This is a genomic window from Saccharothrix hoggarensis (assembly GCF_042678885.1).
GTDB lineage: Bacteria > Actinomycetota > Actinomycetes > Mycobacteriales > Pseudonocardiaceae > Actinosynnema > Actinosynnema hoggarensis.
This window is the reverse complement of the sequence record NZ_JBHTLK010000045.1, coordinates 1-16,221: the sequence shown is the minus strand read 5'-3', so window position 1 is coordinate 16,221 and position 16,221 is coordinate 1. Positions and strand designations below refer to the sequence as shown.

The following is a 16,221-nucleotide window of genomic DNA, read 5'->3' as shown; positions in this document are numbered from 1 at the left end:
CACGGTGCAGCACCTCCCGTTGCCACCGCCCGACCCGCGACGGTCCCCGCGCACCGGCTGGACCCGGGCGCACTGGGAGGCGGTCGCGGACCACCTGCTGGCGGCCGTGGAGCCGTACGCGACGGCCGACTTCGCCCAGTACCGCCTGCCCGGCAGGCCGAGCCGGGCGGGGGAGCGCAGCGACGGGCTGGAGGGTTTCGCCCGGACGTTCCTGCTCGCCGCGTTCCGGATCGCGGGCGCGGGCGGTGACGTGCCGCCCACGCTCCTGGAGCGCTATGCCGCGGGCGTGGTCGCCGGGACCGATCCGGCGCACCCGTACGCGTGGCCCGCCCTGGCCGACATGTCCCAGCAGCTCGTGGAGGCGGCCTCGGTGGCGCTGGCCCTGCACGAGACGCGACCGTGGCTGTTCGACCGCCTGTCACCGACCGAGCAGGAGCGGGTGGTGGCGTGGCTGGCCGGGTTCGTCGGCAAGCGCACGCCGGACAACAACTGGGTGCTGTTCCGAGTCGTCGTGGAGCAGTTCCTGGCGCAGGTGGGCGGGCCGCACGAGCCGGACGAGATCGCCGGCGGCCTGGCGCGCATCGAGGACTGGTACGTCGGCGACGGCTGGTACTCCGACGGCAAGGGCAAGAACTTCGACTACTACTGCGGCTGGGCGATGCACCTGTACCCGGCGCTGTGGGCGAGGATGGCCGGCGACACCGCCCGCCAGGAGCTGTACGCGTCACGGCTGCGCCGGTTTCTGGAGCAGTACCAGCACTTCTTCGCCGCCGACGGCGGGCCGGTGCACCAGGGGCGGTCCCTGACCTACCGGTTCGCCACCGTGGCGCCGTTGTGGCTCGGCGCGCTGACCGGCGCCTCCCCCCTGCCGCCCGGTCGGACCCGGCGCATCGCCAGTGGGGTGCTGCGCCACTTCGCCGAGCACGGCGTGCCCGACGAACGGGGGCTGCTCACCCTGGGCTGGTACGAGCCGTTCCTGCCGACCGTCCAGGACTACTCGGGTCCGGCGTCGCCGTACTGGGCGAGCAAGGCGTTCCTGGGCCTGCTGGTGCCGCCCGACGACCCGACCTGGACCGACCCCGAGGAGCCGGCCCCGGTGGACGTGGCGGACCAGGCGGTGTCCCTGCCCGCACCCGGCTGGCTGCTGCACGCCACCCGCTCGGACGGCGTGGTGCGGCTGGTCAACCACGGCAGCGACCGCGACCGCGTCCCGCCCCCGGACGGCGTGCCGGACCTGCACTACCTCAAGTTCGCCTACACCAGCCACACCGGGCCGGAGTCCGGCGGCGCGGCGTCGGGGGTGGACAACCACCTCGCCGTCATCGCACCCGACGGCACGGCCTCCGCGCGTCGGCGCATCGAACCCCTGGCGGTGGGCGATCGGTTCGCCGCCTCGGCCTACCGGGACGGCGCCGTGCACGTGCTGACGGTGTCGGTCGTCCACGGCGCGGCGGAGATCAGGGTCCACCAGGTCACGGCTCCGGCCGGGCACGTCATCCGGGACGGCGGGCACGCGGTGGCCGCGCCGGTCCAGCCGGCCGTGCGTGAAGGCGGTGACGTGGCGCTGGCCCGGCGTCCGGACGGGTTGACCAGCGCCGTGCGCGCCCTGCACGGCTACACCGGTGCGGGGGTGCTGACGGCCGAGGGCGCCAATGCCTTCGGCTCCTGCTCGGCCACGCCGTACGCGATCGCCGACGACCACGGCGGGGGAACCGCGATCTACGTCAGCCTCGTGCAGCTCGGCGTGATGGTGGACGAGCCGCCCGCGGTCGGCGTGCGGGCCCGGGACGACGTGGTCGTCCTGGACCTGCCGGATGCGCAGGTGGCGACGGTCCGACTGGACGGTGTGCCGACGTGCGAATGGGCGTTCCAGGGGCGGCGGCGCCCCTGAAACGCCCCGGTTCACCGGTTCGCCGCGTGCTCCTTGGCCAGGTCCTCGGCGACCTGGTCGCCGCCGGCCTGCTGCCACTGGGCGACGACGTCCTTCCAGGCCGACAGCGGCTTGCGGCCGAACGTGACCGCCGCGATCCCGTCGCCGATGATCTGCGAGAGCTGCGCGCCCTTGCTCGCCTCGGTGGCGGAGCGGAGCCCGGTGGCGGGGTTGCGCACGCTGCGGGGCAGGGTCGCCTTCTGCCAGTCGTGCACGGCCTTGGCCGTGTCCGGGTAGCCGGGCAGGTAGAGCACGGCGGGCGCGGTGCCGATGTACTTGGTCGGCAGCAGGGAGTTGTTCTCCTGGTTGTACAGGTCGGTGGTCTTGATGCCGTCGGCGTCCTTGGTGAAGTGCTGACCTTCGACGCCGTAGTTGGCCAGTTCGTACTCGGTGGTGCCGAACGGGGCGCTGAGGTAGTCGCAGATGCGCAGGAGCAGCTTGATGCGGGCGGGTTCGGCCTTCTTGAACGTGACGTAGCCGAAGCTGCCCGAACCCTGCCACGGGGTGGCCTGCGGGCCGTACGGACGGCCGAGGTCGAGGGCGAACCGGCCGTTGATCTTCTTCATCGTCGCCAGGCTGACCGAGCCGAAGCCGTCGTTCATCGAGGCGACCGTGCCGTTGTGGAAGTGGCTCTGCATGTCGGTGGAGCTGGTGGTGAGGCTGTCCGGGTAGTGGGCGCCCGCCTCGACCAGCTTGCGCATGACCTCCAGGGCCTGCTCGAACTGCGGCGTGGTCAGGGCGGACGTGAACGCGCCGCCGCCCTCCGACCACGTGTTGGGCGCGCCGAGCGAACCGGCGTGGTAGGTGATGCCGCCCAGCCCGCCGAACAGGGTCTTGAACCAGCCGACGCCCCACTTGCGGTCGCCGGTGAGCTGCTTCATCGCGTCGAGGTACTGCTCGGTCGTCCAGTCCTTCGGGATGCCCGCCGCGTCCATCGCCGACCGGTTGACGAACAGGCTGTTGGCGGGCATGGGGCGTTCGAGCGGGATGCCGTGGAGCTTGCCGCCGATGCGGCCCATGCCCTTCCAGGCGTAGGTGGGGATGTTGGCCAGGTTCGGGAACTCCTTGATCGCGTCACCGCCGACGAACTCCGACAGGTCCGCGCACTGGGCCTGGACGAACTCGGCCGCGTGCGGCAGCGCCAGGTTCGAGAACATGATCACGTCCGGCAGGTCGCCGCCGGACGCCATCAGGGTGGCCATCTTCTGCCCGTACTCGGGATCGGGCACGACGATGACCTTCAGGTTGACGCCGAGCGCCTGGTTCACCGCCTGCCAGTACCGGTTCTCGGCGACCGGCTTGGGCGGCGCGCCGTAGGACACGACCATCACCGTGACGTCGGAGCCGTCACCGACCGGGTTGTGCACCGACCGCACGACCTTCTCGGGGTACTTCAGGAACAGCGGCTGCACACCGGAGTCGTCACCGGGGGCGTCCGGGGTCGGGCCGGCGAACGGCACGTACGTCGGCCACGGGGCCAGGTCCTTGCCGGCGTTGGAGACGCCGCCACCCGACGAGCCCGAACCGCACGCCGTGAGGAGGGACGGGACGGCCAGGCCGAGCGCGCCGACTCCCGCCAGCCGCAGCAGGGAACGGCGGTCGATGCGGTGATCCATGTCGAGTTCCTCTCCCGGCGCGGCGCCGAAAGGAAAGTGGTGGGCGGTGGGGCAGGTCAGGCCTTCACGGCTCCGGTGACGACACCCTTGACGAAGTAGCGCTGCACGAAGGGGTACACGCACACGATGGGCAGCGTCGCGAGCATGACGACGGCCATCTGCACCGACTGGGGCGAGGCGGTGGCCAGTTCCCCCGAGGTCTCCGCGAGGGAGGCGCCACCGGTGACGTACTGGCGCAGCACGGTGCCGATCGGCCACTTGGTCTGGTCGTTGAAGTAGATGATCGCCTCGAAGAACCGGTTCCAGTAGGCGACGGCGTAGAACAGGCCGATCACCGCGATGACCGCTTTGGACAGCGGCAGCACGACCTGGCGCAGGATGCCCAGCTCGCCCGCGCCGTCAATGCGGGCGGCGTCGATCAGCTCCGGCGGGATCGACTGGAAGAACCCGCGCATCACGACCAGGTTGAACACGTTGATCAGGAAGGGCAGGACCAGCGCGGCGTAGGAGTCGAACAGCCCGGTGCCCTGCACGACCAGGAACAGCGGCACCATCCCCGGCGGGAACAGGAAGGTGAACAGCACCAGCAGCAGCATCGGCTTGCCGCCGTACACCTTCGGCCTGCTCAGCGTGTAGGCCAGGCCGATGGTGCACACCAGGCTCAACGCCGTGCCGACGACCGTCACGCCCGCGCTGACCAGCAGCGCGCGGGTGATGATCCCGCCTCGGAGGATCTCGGAGTACGCGTCTAACGAGAACTCCTCCGGCCAGACCACCCAGCCGCCGTTGGCGATGACGTCCTGCGGGCGGGCCAGGCTGGTCGCCAGGACCGTCCACAGCGGGAAGACCACCAGGGCGACCACCACGGTCAGCGCGACCGCCTTGGCGACGCGCACGGCGGGGGAGGGACGGCCCATCCAGGCCGGCGCGAGTGCTCTGCTCATGCCTTGTACACCCCTTGCTCGCCCAGTCGGTGCGCGACCTTGTTGGCGGTGTAGATGAGCACCACGCCGATCACGCCCTTGAACAACCCGACCGCGGCGGCGTAGCCGAAGTCGCCGTTCGCGAAGCCGGTGTAGTAGACGAACGTCTCCAGCACCTCGCCCGTCTCGGGGCCCACCGACTGGCGCTGGAGGAAGAACTGCTCGAACCCGATGGACAGGAACTCGCCCAGCCGCAGCACCAGCAGCAGCACGATCACCGGCCGGATCGCGGGCAGCGTCACGTGCCACAGCCGACGCCACCAGCCCGCGCCGTCCAGCGCCGCCGCCTCGTACTGCTGCTCGTCCACCTGCGACAGCGCGGCCAGGAAGATGATCGTGGCCCAGCCGCACTCCTTCCAGACCAGCTGCGCGACCACCAGCGGCCCGTAGGCGTCGGGGTTGCCGATGACCGAGATGCCGCCCACGCCCAGGGTGGACAGCCACCCGTTGACCACGCCCGCGCCGCCCAGCATCTGCTGGAACAGCGCGATCACGATCACCCACGACAGGAAGTGCGGCAGGTAGACCACGCTCTGCACGAACCGCCGGATGGTGTCACCCACGATGCTGTTGAGCAGCAGTGCGAGCGCCAGCGGCGCGGGGAAGAAGAACACCAGCTGCAGCACCGCGATGACCACGGTGTTCCTCACGGCGTTCCAGAAGGCCGGATCGCCGAACATGCGCTCGAAGTGCGCCAGGCCGACCCACCGGCTGCCCCCGACGCCGAGGAACGGCACGTACTCCTGGAACGCGAGCACGTTGCCGAACAGCGCGCCGTAGTGGAAGACCAGGAAGTACGCCAGACCCGGCGCCGCGACGGCCAACAGCACCCGGTTGGCCAGGATGCGGCGCAGGTGGCCTGGGCGCGACCGGCTCTTCCGGGCGTGGTCGCGTGCCTCGTCGGTCGGAGGACCGCTCCTGCCGGCGCCACCGCGGACCCGCGTCATGCTCACAGCGAACGCCTCTCTCGCGGTGCCGAACCGAAACGGAATGGTCACAAAGTAAACCGCTTACATACCAACGTCAACAACCGTTCGGTACCAGGTACCGGACCGTATGGCTTCTGAATCGGGGATTCCTTCGACCGACATCGTTGTCTACGAAGAACGCGGGCCTCTAGAGTGGCGTCGGAAGGTAACCGTTTACACAAGCTTTCGTAGATCTGTCGAGAGGAGTCAGCACTGTGCCACGGCGACCCGTCGCGGTCTTCGCCCTCGCCTCGTGGGCCCGCCGCGACGTCTTCCCTGCCGACCTCATCACCCGGTTGCGGCACCTGGTCGACATCGACCCGGACACGACCTTCACCTCGTTCCGGGACCCGGACGCCGCGACGGTCCTGGCCGAGGCCGACGTGCTGATCACCGGGTGGGGCGGCCCGTTCATCGACCTCGACGTACTGGTCGCCGCGCCGAGGTTGCGCGTCGTCGTCCACGCCGCCGGCACCGTGAAGAACCGACTGGACCCCGTCGTCTTCGAACGCGGCGTCATCGTGTCCTCCGCAGCCGGGGTCAACGCGGTCCCGGTGGCCGACTACACCATGGCCATGCTGGTCCTGGGCGCGAAGCAGGCGTTCAGCCGCGCCGAGCGGTACGCCACCGCCGTCGAGGGCGCGCCCCGCGACTGGCTGTCCGGGGACGGCACGGGACTGCACGACTGCACCGTCGGGGTCGTCGGCGCCTCCAGGATCGGGCGGCTCGTGCTGGACCGGTTGCGGTCGTTCGACGTCGAGGTGTTGCTCTACGACCCGTACGTGACCGCCGCCGAGGCCGCGAGCCTCGGCGCGGAGCGCGTGGGCATGGACGACCTGTGCCGCCGCAGCGACCTCGTCACCGTGCACGCCCCGGCCCTTCCCGAGACCCGCCACCTCCTCGACGGCCGCCGCCTGGACCTGCTGCCCGCGGGTGCGGTCGTGATCAACACGGCCCGCGGCTCGCTGGTCGACACCGAGGCGCTGACGCGGGTGTGCCGGACCGGCGCGGTCTCCGCCATCCTCGACGTCACCGAACCGGAGCCACTGCCACCGGGGCACCCCCTGTTCGCCCTGCCCAACGTCCTGATCACCCCGCACCTGGCCGGCGCGCAGGGCCGCGAGCTGCGCCGGCTGGGCGAGTTCGCGGTCGCGGAAGTGGACCGGTACCTCAAGGGCGCACCGCTGCTCGGACAGGTGGAGCCCGCGCGCCTCCCGTACATCGCTTGAGACCGTGGGAGCCCGTCCGTCCGAACGAATAGAGGTGGTGTGACCGTGACGTGGCGGTTCGCGGTGAGCACGCTCGGCATGCCGGGCACTCCGGTGCGGGACAGCGCGCGGGTGGCGGCGGAGCACGGCTGCCACGGCCTGGAGATCCGAGTTCATCCGGACGAGGAAGTGCGCCTCGGCCTGCCACCCTCGCGAACGGCCGACCTGCGCGCACAGGTCGAGGACGCGGGGTTGGAGGTCGCCTGCCTGGCCGGCTACGCCAAGGTCTGCGCGCCAGGCCCGGACGAGCCGGTGGTCACCGAGCTGCGCGACCTCGTCGCCCTGGCGTCCGGGCTCGGCGCTCCCGCGGTGCGGGTGTTCCCCGGCGGGGCGGCCGGTGAGGTCGGTCCGGCGTTGGACCGGATCGGCGCGGTCCTGCCCGACCTGCGCGACAGCGGTGTCCGGCTGCTGGTCGAGACCCATGACTCCCACCCGACCGGCGAGGAGGCGTTGCGGCTGGTCGAGCCGTTCGAGGACCCGGAGCTGGTCGCCGTGCTGTGGGACGCGGTGCACCCGTGGCGGGCGGGGGAGCGGCCTGCCCGGACCAGGCAGGTGCTGGGCGAGAGCCTCGGCTACTTCCAGGTCAAGGACGTGGCGGCGGGCGAGCCCACACCGGTGCCGCCGGGTGAGGGTGCGGTGCCGCTGGAGGAGTGCGGGGAGTCGCTGCGATCGTGGTCGGGCTGGATCTCCCTGGAGTGGGAACGTGCGTGGTACCTCGGCATCCCCGAGGTCCCGGCGGCGCTCAGCGCCGCCGGGACCTGGTTCGAGACGTGGCGTCCCCGTGACTGACACGTCTACCTGGGCTGGTAGGTGATGTTCGGTCGGGGTGGGGTGGCCATGCCCGCGCCGATGAAGTAGTCGACGTGGTGGGACTGGATGTAGCCCTTGAGGGTCATGGCGTTGCGGTAGGCGGGGTTGTGGGCCAGCGTGTAGAGCCTGGTGTTGCTGGGCCGGTCGGTGGTGAAGATGATCAGCTCGTTGAAGGCGGCGTTGGTGTAGAGGACTTCTTCGCGCCAGTCGCCGTGGATGTCGCCCTGGAGGACGGGGGAGTTGCCCTGGGCGGCGTCGACCGCGCCGTAGTTACCGGTGGTGAGCAGGCGGGGGACCCTGCTGGTGGTAGTGGGGTTGTTCGGGTCCCACTTCTCGAACTTGCCGTCGTTGAGCAGTTCCATGGTGGTGTCGCCGTCCCAGTACAGGCCGAGCTGCGGCCAGGGCTGCAGCGACGAGTCGGACTGGGTGAGCCGGTTGGTGGGCGCGTTGTAGAGGCCGTCGAAGGACCAGACCTCCATGCCGGGGTGGCGGGGGTCGACGTCGCCGACCATGCCGCGGCCCACGTCCACGACACCTGAGCCGGTGTGCCGCCAGATGATGCTGCCGTTGGCGGCGTTGTAGTAGTACTCGCGCAGGCCGCTGGGGTTGTTCTGCTGGACGCCGTAGCCCTCCAGGCCGGGGCGGCTGGGGTCCATGTCGGTGATGTGGAAGCGGTCGCCGTGGATGACGCCCTGCGGTCCGAGGGAGTAGCGCAGGCGGCCGTCGCCGTTGAGCACGAACCCGATCTCGGCGATCTCGTCGCGGCCGTCGCCGTCCACGTCGATGATGCGGGTGTTGTGGCCGTCGGGCAGGTCCTGGTTGCCGCGCAGGAACTTCCACTGCATCGTCAACGCGCTGCCGGTGAACCGCCAGGCGGCGAACATGAGGTTGAAGTCGCCGTCGCCGATGCGGTTCTTCATGAACGCGACCAGGCTGGGGTTGACGCCGTCGAGGTAGCCGACGCCGAAGCGGGCGTACATCGGGCCGTCGGCGAGGTAGTCGGTCGGCACGGGGGCGGTGGCGCGGGGCGCGCCGGTCATGCCGTCGAGGATGGCGATGTGCTGGCGGTTGTTGTCGCTGTCGCTGAACCTGACGCCGTTGCCGAAGGTGACGCCGTTGGCGATGCGCACGGCGACCTCGGCGCGGCCGTCGCTGTCGAGGTCCTGGACGGTGACGCCGTCGTTGTGCCCGACGTTGATGGTCGAGGAGCCGCCCTCGATGTTGTTCTGGTTGGTGCTGTTGGGGCCCATGTCGACCTGCCAGAGGAACCGGCCGTCACGGCGGTAGGCCTCGATCTTCTGCGGCGAGGTCTGCCGGTCCAGCACGTAGTCGTACTCGCCGTCACCGTCCAGGTCGCCGACCCAGAGGAACTTGACCGCGCCGCCCGCGCGCAGCGGCACGCGGACCACCGGCTCGGTCGCGGCGTTGGCGCGCAGCGTGAACGCGCCGCTGGGCGCCTGCTCGACACCGCCCACCACCGGGCGGACGCGGTAGCTGTTGGCCTGCGAGAGGTTCGCGGTGGAGTCGACGTAGTTCGTGCCGCCGGTCAGCACGGACGGGTTGAGCTTGACCTCCGCGCCGCCGCCGGTGGAGCGGTAGACGTTGAACCCGATCCCGGCCGGGTCGAGACCCAGCAGCCGCCAGCTGACCAGCACCTGGCTGCTGCCGGACCGCACGGCGACCACGCCGCGGCCCAGGCTCTCCATCTTGCGACCCTCACCGGGCGGGGTGGTCCCGTCGTCGGCCTTGACCATCCGCCACTGCTGGTTGACCCCGCCGTTGTCGGTGTACTGCGAGATGCGGCCACCATCGGCGGTGGACCGCTCCCACACGTCCATCGCCTTGCCGCTGTGCCGGTTGACCAGCTTGACGTGGCCGCTGTCGGTGTCCAGCACCTGCCACTGCTGGTTGGCGGCGCCGGTGTCGGGCCACTGGACCAGCTGGGCGCCGTCGGCGGTGGACCAGTCCAGCACGTCGATCACCTTGCCGGAGTGGCGGGCCTTGAGCCGGTAGTAGCCGCCGCCCGAGGAGACGAACTGGAACTGCTGGTTGGCCTGGGAGAGCGGCGTCCACTGCTGGACGCAGGCGCGGTCGGCGGTGGACTGCTCGCACACGTCGATCGCCTTGCCGCTGTGCCGCGAGACGAGCTGGTACCAGGCGTTGGTGTCGATGGTCGCGGCGGCGGCCGGCGTCGAGGCGACCGCCGTGACGACGCCTGCGACGACGACCAAGGCGGTCGCCAGCACGGTGGCACGCCATCGCCGGCGCACCGGGTTCGGGTGGATCACGGAGCTTCCTCTCGGTGGTGGGACCTGTTCGCGGGGCGGGTGTCAGTACCCGGTCGGCATCCGGGTGGTGAGCCCGCCGGGCAGCGTGATCGGACTGGACGTGACGGTGGCGGTGGCCGCGCCCAGGCCGTTGCAGGTGGCGCGGAGGGTGAGCGTTCCGGCGGTGCGGGTGGCCCGGACGAACACCCGGTTGATGCCCGCTTCGGTGTCCACGTAGGGCTTGCGGACGCTGCCGGGCTTGCCGGGGTTGAAGCCGCCGAGGAACTGGCCGGGGCCGGTGAGGGCGAAGTCGACCCTGGCCAGGTGGGTGGGCATCCGCCGCCCCTGGGCGTCGACGGCTTCGACGTCGAAGAACGCGATGTCACTGCCGTCGGCGAGCATCCCGCCCGGCGCCGTGTGGGCCGTTGACGTAGACCGTCGCGGCCTGGCGGACACCCTCGAACTCGATCAGCACCTTCGACCCCACCTGCTCGGCGGGCAACGTGAAACGCTTGCGGTACCAGGTGATCTGCATGGCCACCGCGGACTCACCCGAGCTGGTGATGTGGTTGTCGAACGCGTCCACGTCGTTGTACGTGCGCGGCACGCTCACCTTGGTCCAGGCCGAGTCGTCCAACGACGGCGACTGCGCGTTCGGCACGTCCCGCTGGGCGAACCGCCAGAACGGGTTCATGTTGTACACCGTCCGGCTCGACGGCGTGGCCGCCGACGCCTCGGCCACGGTTCCCAGCACGCCCGAAGCAGCGGCCACCGCCGCGCCCATACCTGCCAGCACGGCTCGGCGACTCACCCCGCCGGGCACGTGCTCCACGGTGTTGTCCATGTGATCCATTCCCCTGGAATCGTTGGTGTGGCAGTGGATGGCGGCGGAGCGCCGTGGCGCCGAGCAGTCAGGCGACCTTCAACCGCGGTGTCGCCAGGTGCCAACCGCCGGCCAACACGTCCGATGTGGACCGAGCCGCCGCGAGGAGACACCTCTACGGGCTCTATTCGGACCCTGTGAGCGCGATTTGCCTTGTCCAGGCCGCACTATGTTTGCGCAAACATCAGGCAGCCCGGCAGGTCACACAGCCGGCGAGTGCCGGCATGGGGTTCGGCCTGCTTCGGAGATCAGAGACCGGAGCGGTAGTTGCTTCACCGGTCTTGCGTCGCGCCGATATGACGCGATTGTGGGAGTACCGCAGGTTCCTGTGTCGCCTCCTTGCGGACAGGATCGGTGAAGCTCGCCACTGGCTCGGCCTGGGAGCGCTCCCAGCGAGCCGTAGTGCGACTGCTTCGTCATCGACAGCCTGTGGAGTGGATACCGAGGCGATGTCAGCGATCGCCAGGGTGCGCTGGATCGCTCGCCGCCGTGCGCTCGAACCATGCCCTCGGCTTGCCGCGCGCAGGGTCGGTGACCGGTCGCGAGCGTCGGAGGCAGGCATCCGTCACGCGACAGGCGGGCGAAGGGTGCTCCGGGCGCCTGTCGGTCGAGCTGGTCATGTCATCACGTCGGTTTCCCGTCGTCGTTGGCGGGGTGTCCGGTTGTAGCAGCTTCGACAAACATAAAGCGCTTACTCGGTCCAGTCAACCAGTTGAGCTGGCTGGATCGACGCTTGTACTGTCACCAACGGTAAACGGTTACATCGCGCGGCTCGCCCGACGCTCATGCCCGGCGTCGTGCAGTTCGCCGAGATCCACGTTGAGGCGCACCTGGTACAGGCGGACAGTCGCCGCCTGCGGTGCCGGAGGTGATGTGGAACGTCCGTCCGCCGGGATCATGCCGCGGGGCGGGGCAGGTGGCCCCGCCCCGCGGCCCGGTTCACCGTCCGAGGGTGACTTTGAGGACGCGCTCGTTGCTGTTGTTGGGGACGCTGTCCTTGTCCCCGAGGTTGCTGGTGGTCAGCCACAGGCCGCCGTCGGCCGACGGTTCGACCGCGCGCAGCCGCCCGTAGGTGCCGTTGAGGTGTTGTTGCACGTTGACGAGCTCGCTGCCGCTGATCTCGGCCCGGTACATCCGCGCCCCGCGAAGGCAGGCGATGTAGAGCGCGTCACGGACGATGGCGATGCCGCTGCACGACCCCTCGGCCGTCGGGTAGGTGCGCTTGGGTGCGATGAAGCCCGGTTCGGCGCAGCTGCCGGAGGTGCCTTCGCAGCGGGGCCAGCCGTAGTTGCCGCCCCGGACGATCAGGTTGGTCTCGTCCATGACGCTGTTGCCGAACTCCTGTTCCCACAGCCGGCCCTGGGAGTCGAAGGCGAGCCCTTGGGGGTTGCGGTGGCCGTAGCTCCACACGGCGTTGCCGAAGGGGTTGTCGGCGGGGACGGTGCCGTCGGGGTTGATGCGCAGGACCTTGCCGGCGAGGTTGGTGCGGTCCTGTGCCCAGGTGCCGTTCTGGCCGTCGCCGGTGGCGACGTAGAGCTTGCCGTCCGGGCCGAAGCGCAGCCGGCCGCCGTTGTGGTACTTGTTGCGCGGGATGCCGGCGAGCAGCACCTGCGGGGCTCCGGTGAGCACTCCGCCGGTGTAGCGCAGGCGCACCACCCGGTTGTCGGTGGGGCTGGTGTGCATGACGTACACCCACGGATCCGCGGCGAAGTCCGGCGCGACGGCGATGCCCATGACGCCGCCCTCTCCGTCGGTGCCGGCCGCGTTGGGCACTCGGCCGATGCTCGTCTTCGCGCCCGTGGCCGGGTTGAGGCGGACGATGTCGAAGGCGTCGCGGCGGCTGTAGAGAACCTGACCGTCGGGCAGGGAGGTCAGACCCCACGGCAGGTCGGTGTCGGTGGCGGCCACCGTGACGGCGCAGATGGCGGTGGCGCAGGCGGAGCCGGTGGTCACCGCGACCGGTGCGCTCAACCCCGACCGGTTGCCCTGGGCGTCGCGTGCCCGCACCTGGTACTCGTAGCGGGTGTTCGCGGTCAGGCCGCTGTCGGTGAACGAGCCGGTCGCCGCGCCGGTGACCGAGCCGACCTGGACGCCGCCCCGCACGATCTCGTAGCCCGTGACACCGACGTTGTCGGTGGAGGGCGACCAGCGGAGGGTGACCGTGGTGCCGGCGGCGGTGGCGGTCACGCCCGTGGGCGTGGTGGGCGGCTGCGTGTCAGCCTGGCACTGCGGCACGGTGATGGTCACGGTGGGACTGGCCTGGGAGACGTTGCCCGCGGCGTCGCGGGCGTTGACGTACAGGCCCCAGGTGGCGCCTGGCACGACGGTCAGGTTCGCCGACAGGCTCGATCCGGGCACCGAGGTCATCTGCTGCCCGTCGTGGTAGATGTCGTAGAACGCCACCCCGACGTCATCGGTGGACGCCGACCACGACAACGTCACCGAAGAGCAGGTGAGGTTCGAGGTCCGGGGGTTGGCGGGCGCGGTCGGCGACGTGGTGTCGGCGCCGAGCTTCACGAGCTGCCACTGCTGGTTCGCCCCGCCGGTGTCGGGCCACTGGATGAGCTGGGCGCCGTCGGCGGTGGAGAAGTCGAGCACGTCGACCGCCTTGCCGCTGGCGCGGTTGAGCAGGCGCACGAACCCGCCGGCGGAGTCGGCCAGGCGGAACTGCTGGTTGGTCCCGTTGTGGTCGCTCCACTGGATGAGCCCGGCCCGGTCGGCGGTGGACGGGAAGTCCAACACCTTGCCGCTGTGCCGGGACTTGAGCCGGTAGTAACCACCGCCGGAGTCGACGAACTGCCACTGCTGCCACGCGCCGTCGTTGCGGGTGTACTGCGAGATCCGCGCGCCGTCGTTCGTGGCGAGGTTGTACACGTCCAGCGCCTTGCCGCTGTTGCGGTTGACCAGGACGTACGAGGCGTTGGTGTCCACCACGGCCGCCGAAGCGGCCGGAACCGGGACCACGATGCCCGCTATCGCCAGCGGCACCACCCACGCGGCTCGCAGTCGCGAGCGCCGGGCGGTGCTCTTCCTCTTCACGAAGGGCACTCGCATGGTGTTCCTCTCGGGAGGCGGAGCTGGTTCGCGCGGCGGCAGAGCACGTCGGCTCAGCGAAAAGGACACAGGAAAGCTCCAAGGGTGAAGGGGGACGTCATGACGGTGAGGACCGTGCCACCGCCACCCAGGGCCCGCTGGGGATTGACCTCAGCGGGCCGTGAGTGACTGCCGTTGCGACCCGTCACGGGGCCGGGTGATCAGACGACGGACGGCCAGCCGGCGGCGTCGTAGACCAGGCGGTTGATGCCCAGCAGTGCCGCGCCGTTGTCGGCGTAGTAGTGGTAGACCAGGAAGTCGCCGTCGGTGTCGGCGAGCACGGCCTGGTGACCGGGGCCGTGGATGCTGCCGTGCCCGGCCAGGATCTCCGTGCCGCCGCCGGAGGTCATCGCCCGGCCGTTGCGGTCCACGTAAGGGCCGCCAACACTGGTGGAGCGGCCCACCATGACGCGATAGGTGCTCTGGGCGCCGCGGCAGCAGAAGTCGAACGACACGTACTGGTAGTAGTAGGCGCCGCGCTTGACGATGAACGGCGCCTCGATCGCGCCGTTGTAGGCGATGCCGGTCATCGTGGTGCCCTGCCGCAGGCCGGTGGCGGGGTCGAGCGGGATGAGCTTGATGCCGGACCAGAACGAGCCGAAGTTCAGCCACCAGCGGCCCTGGTCGTCCACGACCAGGTTCGGGTCGATGGCGTTGAAGTTGTCGCTGGTGCGCGACTCGACCACCAGGCCGCGGTGGGTCCAGGTGCCGGAGTTGCCGCTGGGGCTGGTCGCCAGGAAGATCGCCGAGCGGTTGGAGCCGAACGTCGAGGCCGAGTAGTACATCCAGTACTGGCCGTTGCGGTAGGAGATGTCCGGCGCCCACAGGTGCCGGCTGTTGTTGGTGTAGGTGTTGGCCCACGGCGTGCCGCCGGGGAACGCCGCGCCGGCGTTGCGGAACGTGATCCGGTCCGCGGAGGTCTTCAGCGCGATGCCGTCGCCGGTGGCCGCCACCAGGTAACCACCGGTCGGGCGCTTGAGGATGGTCGGGTCGTGCACGCCGATGTCACCGGTGACGTAGCCGGGGTTGGGGTAGGCAGACCGTCCGGTGGACCAGCGCTGGTTGGGCGCACCGGTGCAGCTCCACAGGATCACCCGCGTGCCGTTGGCGGTGCCGTGGTTGAGCACGTCCAGGCACAGGTTGGACTGGGTGGCGATGATGGTGCCGTCGCCGTTGCGCCGGAACTTCTGGTTCGCCGCGCCGGTGCAGTTCCAGCTCACCAGCCGGGTTCCCGGCGCGGTGCCGAAGTTGTAGGCGTCCAGGCACCGGGTGCCGTCGAACGTCCGCATCTCGCCCGCGGCGGTGAACTCCCAGCCCTGGTTCGCCTGCCCGTTGCAGTCCCAGATCCCCACTTCCGTGCCCGGGGTGGCGTTGTTGCCCACCACGTCCAGGCAGCGACCGGACCCGGCGCCGACGAGGGGTGGACCGATGACGGCCGACGCCGTGGGCGCGCTGACCAACGTGGTCAGCAGCGCGGCTATGAGCAGGACGGCTCCGGTGAGCCGGGATCGAGCGGTCGACATGGTGCCTCCGTTGGCAACCAGGACCTGTTGTCGCTGCACGACCTCAGGTCCATGAGCAGACTTGCAGGGGTGTGGTCGGCACTGCGGATTCGACGTACGTGTGATCGAGGCGCGGCAGCTGTCCGGATCGGACTTCCGCCCGCGCAGGGAGCACGCGCTCGACGTCGCACGCCGGTCCGTGCCGGGACAGAACTCGGTGGGAGAAGGGCTATTCGACAGCCCGCGCCGGTTTTCTGCTGGTTCGACGCGTCGGGCGGTTCCGCTCGACGGCCACTACCCGGTTACGTGATGCGCGCAAAGCCATGCCTCGCCTCCTTGCGAGCTGGTCCAAGCGTGCTCCAAACCCCGGCCGGGTTCTGGGCGCGGAGGAGCGGCGTCCCGAACGTAACCCCGGTCCCCGGACGCGGCAATACTCCGTCCGCAGGAAATGTTAGCGATAACAGGCAGTGGCGGCGGGCGTGAAGGGACGGTCGACATCGACGGCGAGATCAACATGCCGTTCTCAGCTCGAAGGAAACGTGAGGTTTGCCTCAGGTGGTGACGACGCTTCGGACGACTGAAGATCCTCATCTGTTAGCGCTCACAGGCGAAGTGGGGTCGTGCGGGGCCGCCGGTCACGTCCGACCCGGCCGGTCACGACCGGCGCGGATCGATTCGGATGCCCTTGGAACTCATCGTGGTTGGTGGGCGAGAACGCTCGGGTGAGGACCGTCCTGACCGGACGGCGGTGGGATCTCACCTGACCCGCGGCGGACAAAGGTGGCGGGGACGACGGCGTGCGTGGGTGGGGACTGGTCGCCCTGGATGCGGTTGAAGATCAGTTCCGCGGCTTTGCGGCCGAGGGCGGGGACGTCCTGGCGCAGGACGGTGACGCCGGGTT

12 protein-coding genes are annotated in these 16,221 nt (G+C 70.2%); 3 read left to right on the top strand and 9 right to left on the bottom strand.

Going from position 1 to position 16,221, the window contains the following annotated elements; genetic code table 11:
- The first annotated feature begins 4 nt into the window (after window positions 1-4).
- Window positions 5-1,891, top strand: coding sequence for a DUF2264 domain-containing protein (locus ACFQ3T_RS11465; protein WP_380723145.1), 1,887 nt, complete (start codon window positions 5-7; stop codon window positions 1,889-1,891).
- An 11-nt stretch (window positions 1,892-1,902) separates the two neighbouring features.
- Here the strand turns inward: ACFQ3T_RS11465 and ACFQ3T_RS11460 are convergent, their stop codons facing one another.
- Genes ACFQ3T_RS11460 through ACFQ3T_RS11450 form a run of 3 tightly spaced genes read right to left on the bottom strand, consistent with a single transcriptional unit; the run spans window position 1,903 to window position 5,476 of the window.
- Window positions 1,903-3,546, bottom strand: a complete 1,644-nt coding sequence (locus tag ACFQ3T_RS11460) for an extracellular solute-binding protein (protein ID WP_380723143.1) — start codon at window positions 3,544-3,546, stop codon at window positions 1,903-1,905.
- Between the two features lie 56 nt (window positions 3,547-3,602).
- Window positions 3,603-4,490: a carbohydrate ABC transporter permease gene (locus ACFQ3T_RS11455; RefSeq protein ID WP_380723141.1), complete on the bottom strand. Its 888-nt coding sequence runs from the start codon at window positions 4,488-4,490 to the stop codon at window positions 3,603-3,605.
- A complete protein-coding gene (locus tag ACFQ3T_RS11450; RefSeq protein WP_380723139.1) occupies window positions 4,487-5,476 on the bottom strand; it encodes an ABC transporter permease in 990 nt (329 codons plus the stop codon). The genes ACFQ3T_RS11455 and ACFQ3T_RS11450 overlap by 4 nt, the downstream gene beginning before the upstream one ends.
- Window positions 5,477-5,712: 236 nt before the next feature.
- On the opposite strand from ACFQ3T_RS11450, the gene ACFQ3T_RS11445 reads away from it, so the two are divergent.
- Window positions 5,713-6,726, top strand: coding sequence for a hydroxyacid dehydrogenase (locus tag ACFQ3T_RS11445; RefSeq protein WP_380723137.1), 1,014 nt, complete (start codon window positions 5,713-5,715; stop codon window positions 6,724-6,726).
- Window positions 6,727-6,765: 39 nt separating this feature from the next.
- Window positions 6,766-7,554: a sugar phosphate isomerase/epimerase family protein gene (locus tag ACFQ3T_RS11440; RefSeq protein WP_380723135.1), complete on the top strand. Its 789-nt coding sequence runs from the start codon at window positions 6,766-6,768 to the stop codon at window positions 7,552-7,554.
- A gap of 5 nt (window positions 7,555-7,559) precedes the next feature.
- On the opposite strand, the gene ACFQ3T_RS11435 is transcribed toward ACFQ3T_RS11440, so the two are convergent.
- From ACFQ3T_RS11435 to ACFQ3T_RS11410, 6 genes are all read right to left on the bottom strand, one after another.
- Window positions 7,560-9,863, bottom strand: a complete 2,304-nt coding sequence (locus ACFQ3T_RS11435) for a rhamnogalacturonan lyase family protein (protein WP_380723134.1) — start codon at window positions 9,861-9,863, stop codon at window positions 7,560-7,562.
- A 42-nt stretch (window positions 9,864-9,905) separates the two neighbouring features.
- Entirely contained in the window at window positions 9,906-10,244 is a 339-nt protein-coding gene (locus tag ACFQ3T_RS11430; RefSeq protein WP_380723132.1) for a hypothetical protein, read from the bottom strand.
- On the bottom strand, window positions 10,225-10,686 hold the full coding sequence (locus ACFQ3T_RS11425) for a sugar-binding domain-containing protein (RefSeq protein ID WP_380723130.1): 462 nt from the start codon (window positions 10,684-10,686) through the stop codon (window positions 10,225-10,227). Before ACFQ3T_RS11425 ends, ACFQ3T_RS11430 begins: the two co-directional genes overlap by 20 nt.
- A gap of 978 nt (window positions 10,687-11,664) precedes the next feature.
- Window positions 11,665-13,779, bottom strand: a complete 2,115-nt coding sequence (locus ACFQ3T_RS11420; RefSeq protein WP_380723128.1) for a PQQ-dependent sugar dehydrogenase — start codon at window positions 13,777-13,779, stop codon at window positions 11,665-11,667.
- 200 nt (window positions 13,780-13,979) lie between these two features.
- Window positions 13,980-15,341, bottom strand: coding sequence for a family 43 glycosylhydrolase (locus ACFQ3T_RS11415; protein WP_380723126.1), 1,362 nt, complete (start codon window positions 15,339-15,341; stop codon window positions 13,980-13,982).
- Between the two features lie 671 nt (window positions 15,342-16,012).
- Window positions 16,013-16,221 (bottom strand): substrate-binding domain-containing protein (locus ACFQ3T_RS11410; RefSeq protein WP_380723124.1); only part of this gene is annotated, 209 nt, incomplete at its 5' end.

What these genes read in the sequence shown, in the direction of transcription:
- ACFQ3T_RS11415 (WP_380723126.1), bottom strand. Translation starts at nt 15,341, where the DNA reads ATGTCGACCGCTCGATCCCGGCTCACCGGAGCCGTCCTGCTCATAGCC.
- ACFQ3T_RS11450 (WP_380723139.1), bottom strand. Translation starts at nt 5,476, where the DNA reads ATGACGCGGGTCCGCGGTGGCGCCGGCAGGAGCGGTCCTCCGACCGAC.
- ACFQ3T_RS11420 (WP_380723128.1), bottom strand. Translation starts at nt 13,779, where the DNA reads ATGCGAGTGCCCTTCGTGAAGAGGAAGAGCACCGCCCGGCGCTCGCGA.
- ACFQ3T_RS11430 (WP_380723132.1), bottom strand. Translation starts at nt 10,244, where the DNA reads ATGCTCGCCGACGGCAGTGACATCGCGTTCTTCGACGTCGAAGCCGTC.
- ACFQ3T_RS11455 (WP_380723141.1), bottom strand. Translation starts at nt 4,490, where the DNA reads ATGAGCAGAGCACTCGCGCCGGCCTGGATGGGCCGTCCCTCCCCCGCC.
- ACFQ3T_RS11460 (WP_380723143.1), bottom strand. Translation starts at nt 3,546, where the DNA reads ATGGATCACCGCATCGACCGCCGTTCCCTGCTGCGGCTGGCGGGAGTC.
- ACFQ3T_RS11425 (WP_380723130.1), bottom strand. Translation starts at nt 10,686, where the DNA reads ATGGACAACACCGTGGAGCACGTGCCCGGCGGGGTGAGTCGCCGAGCC.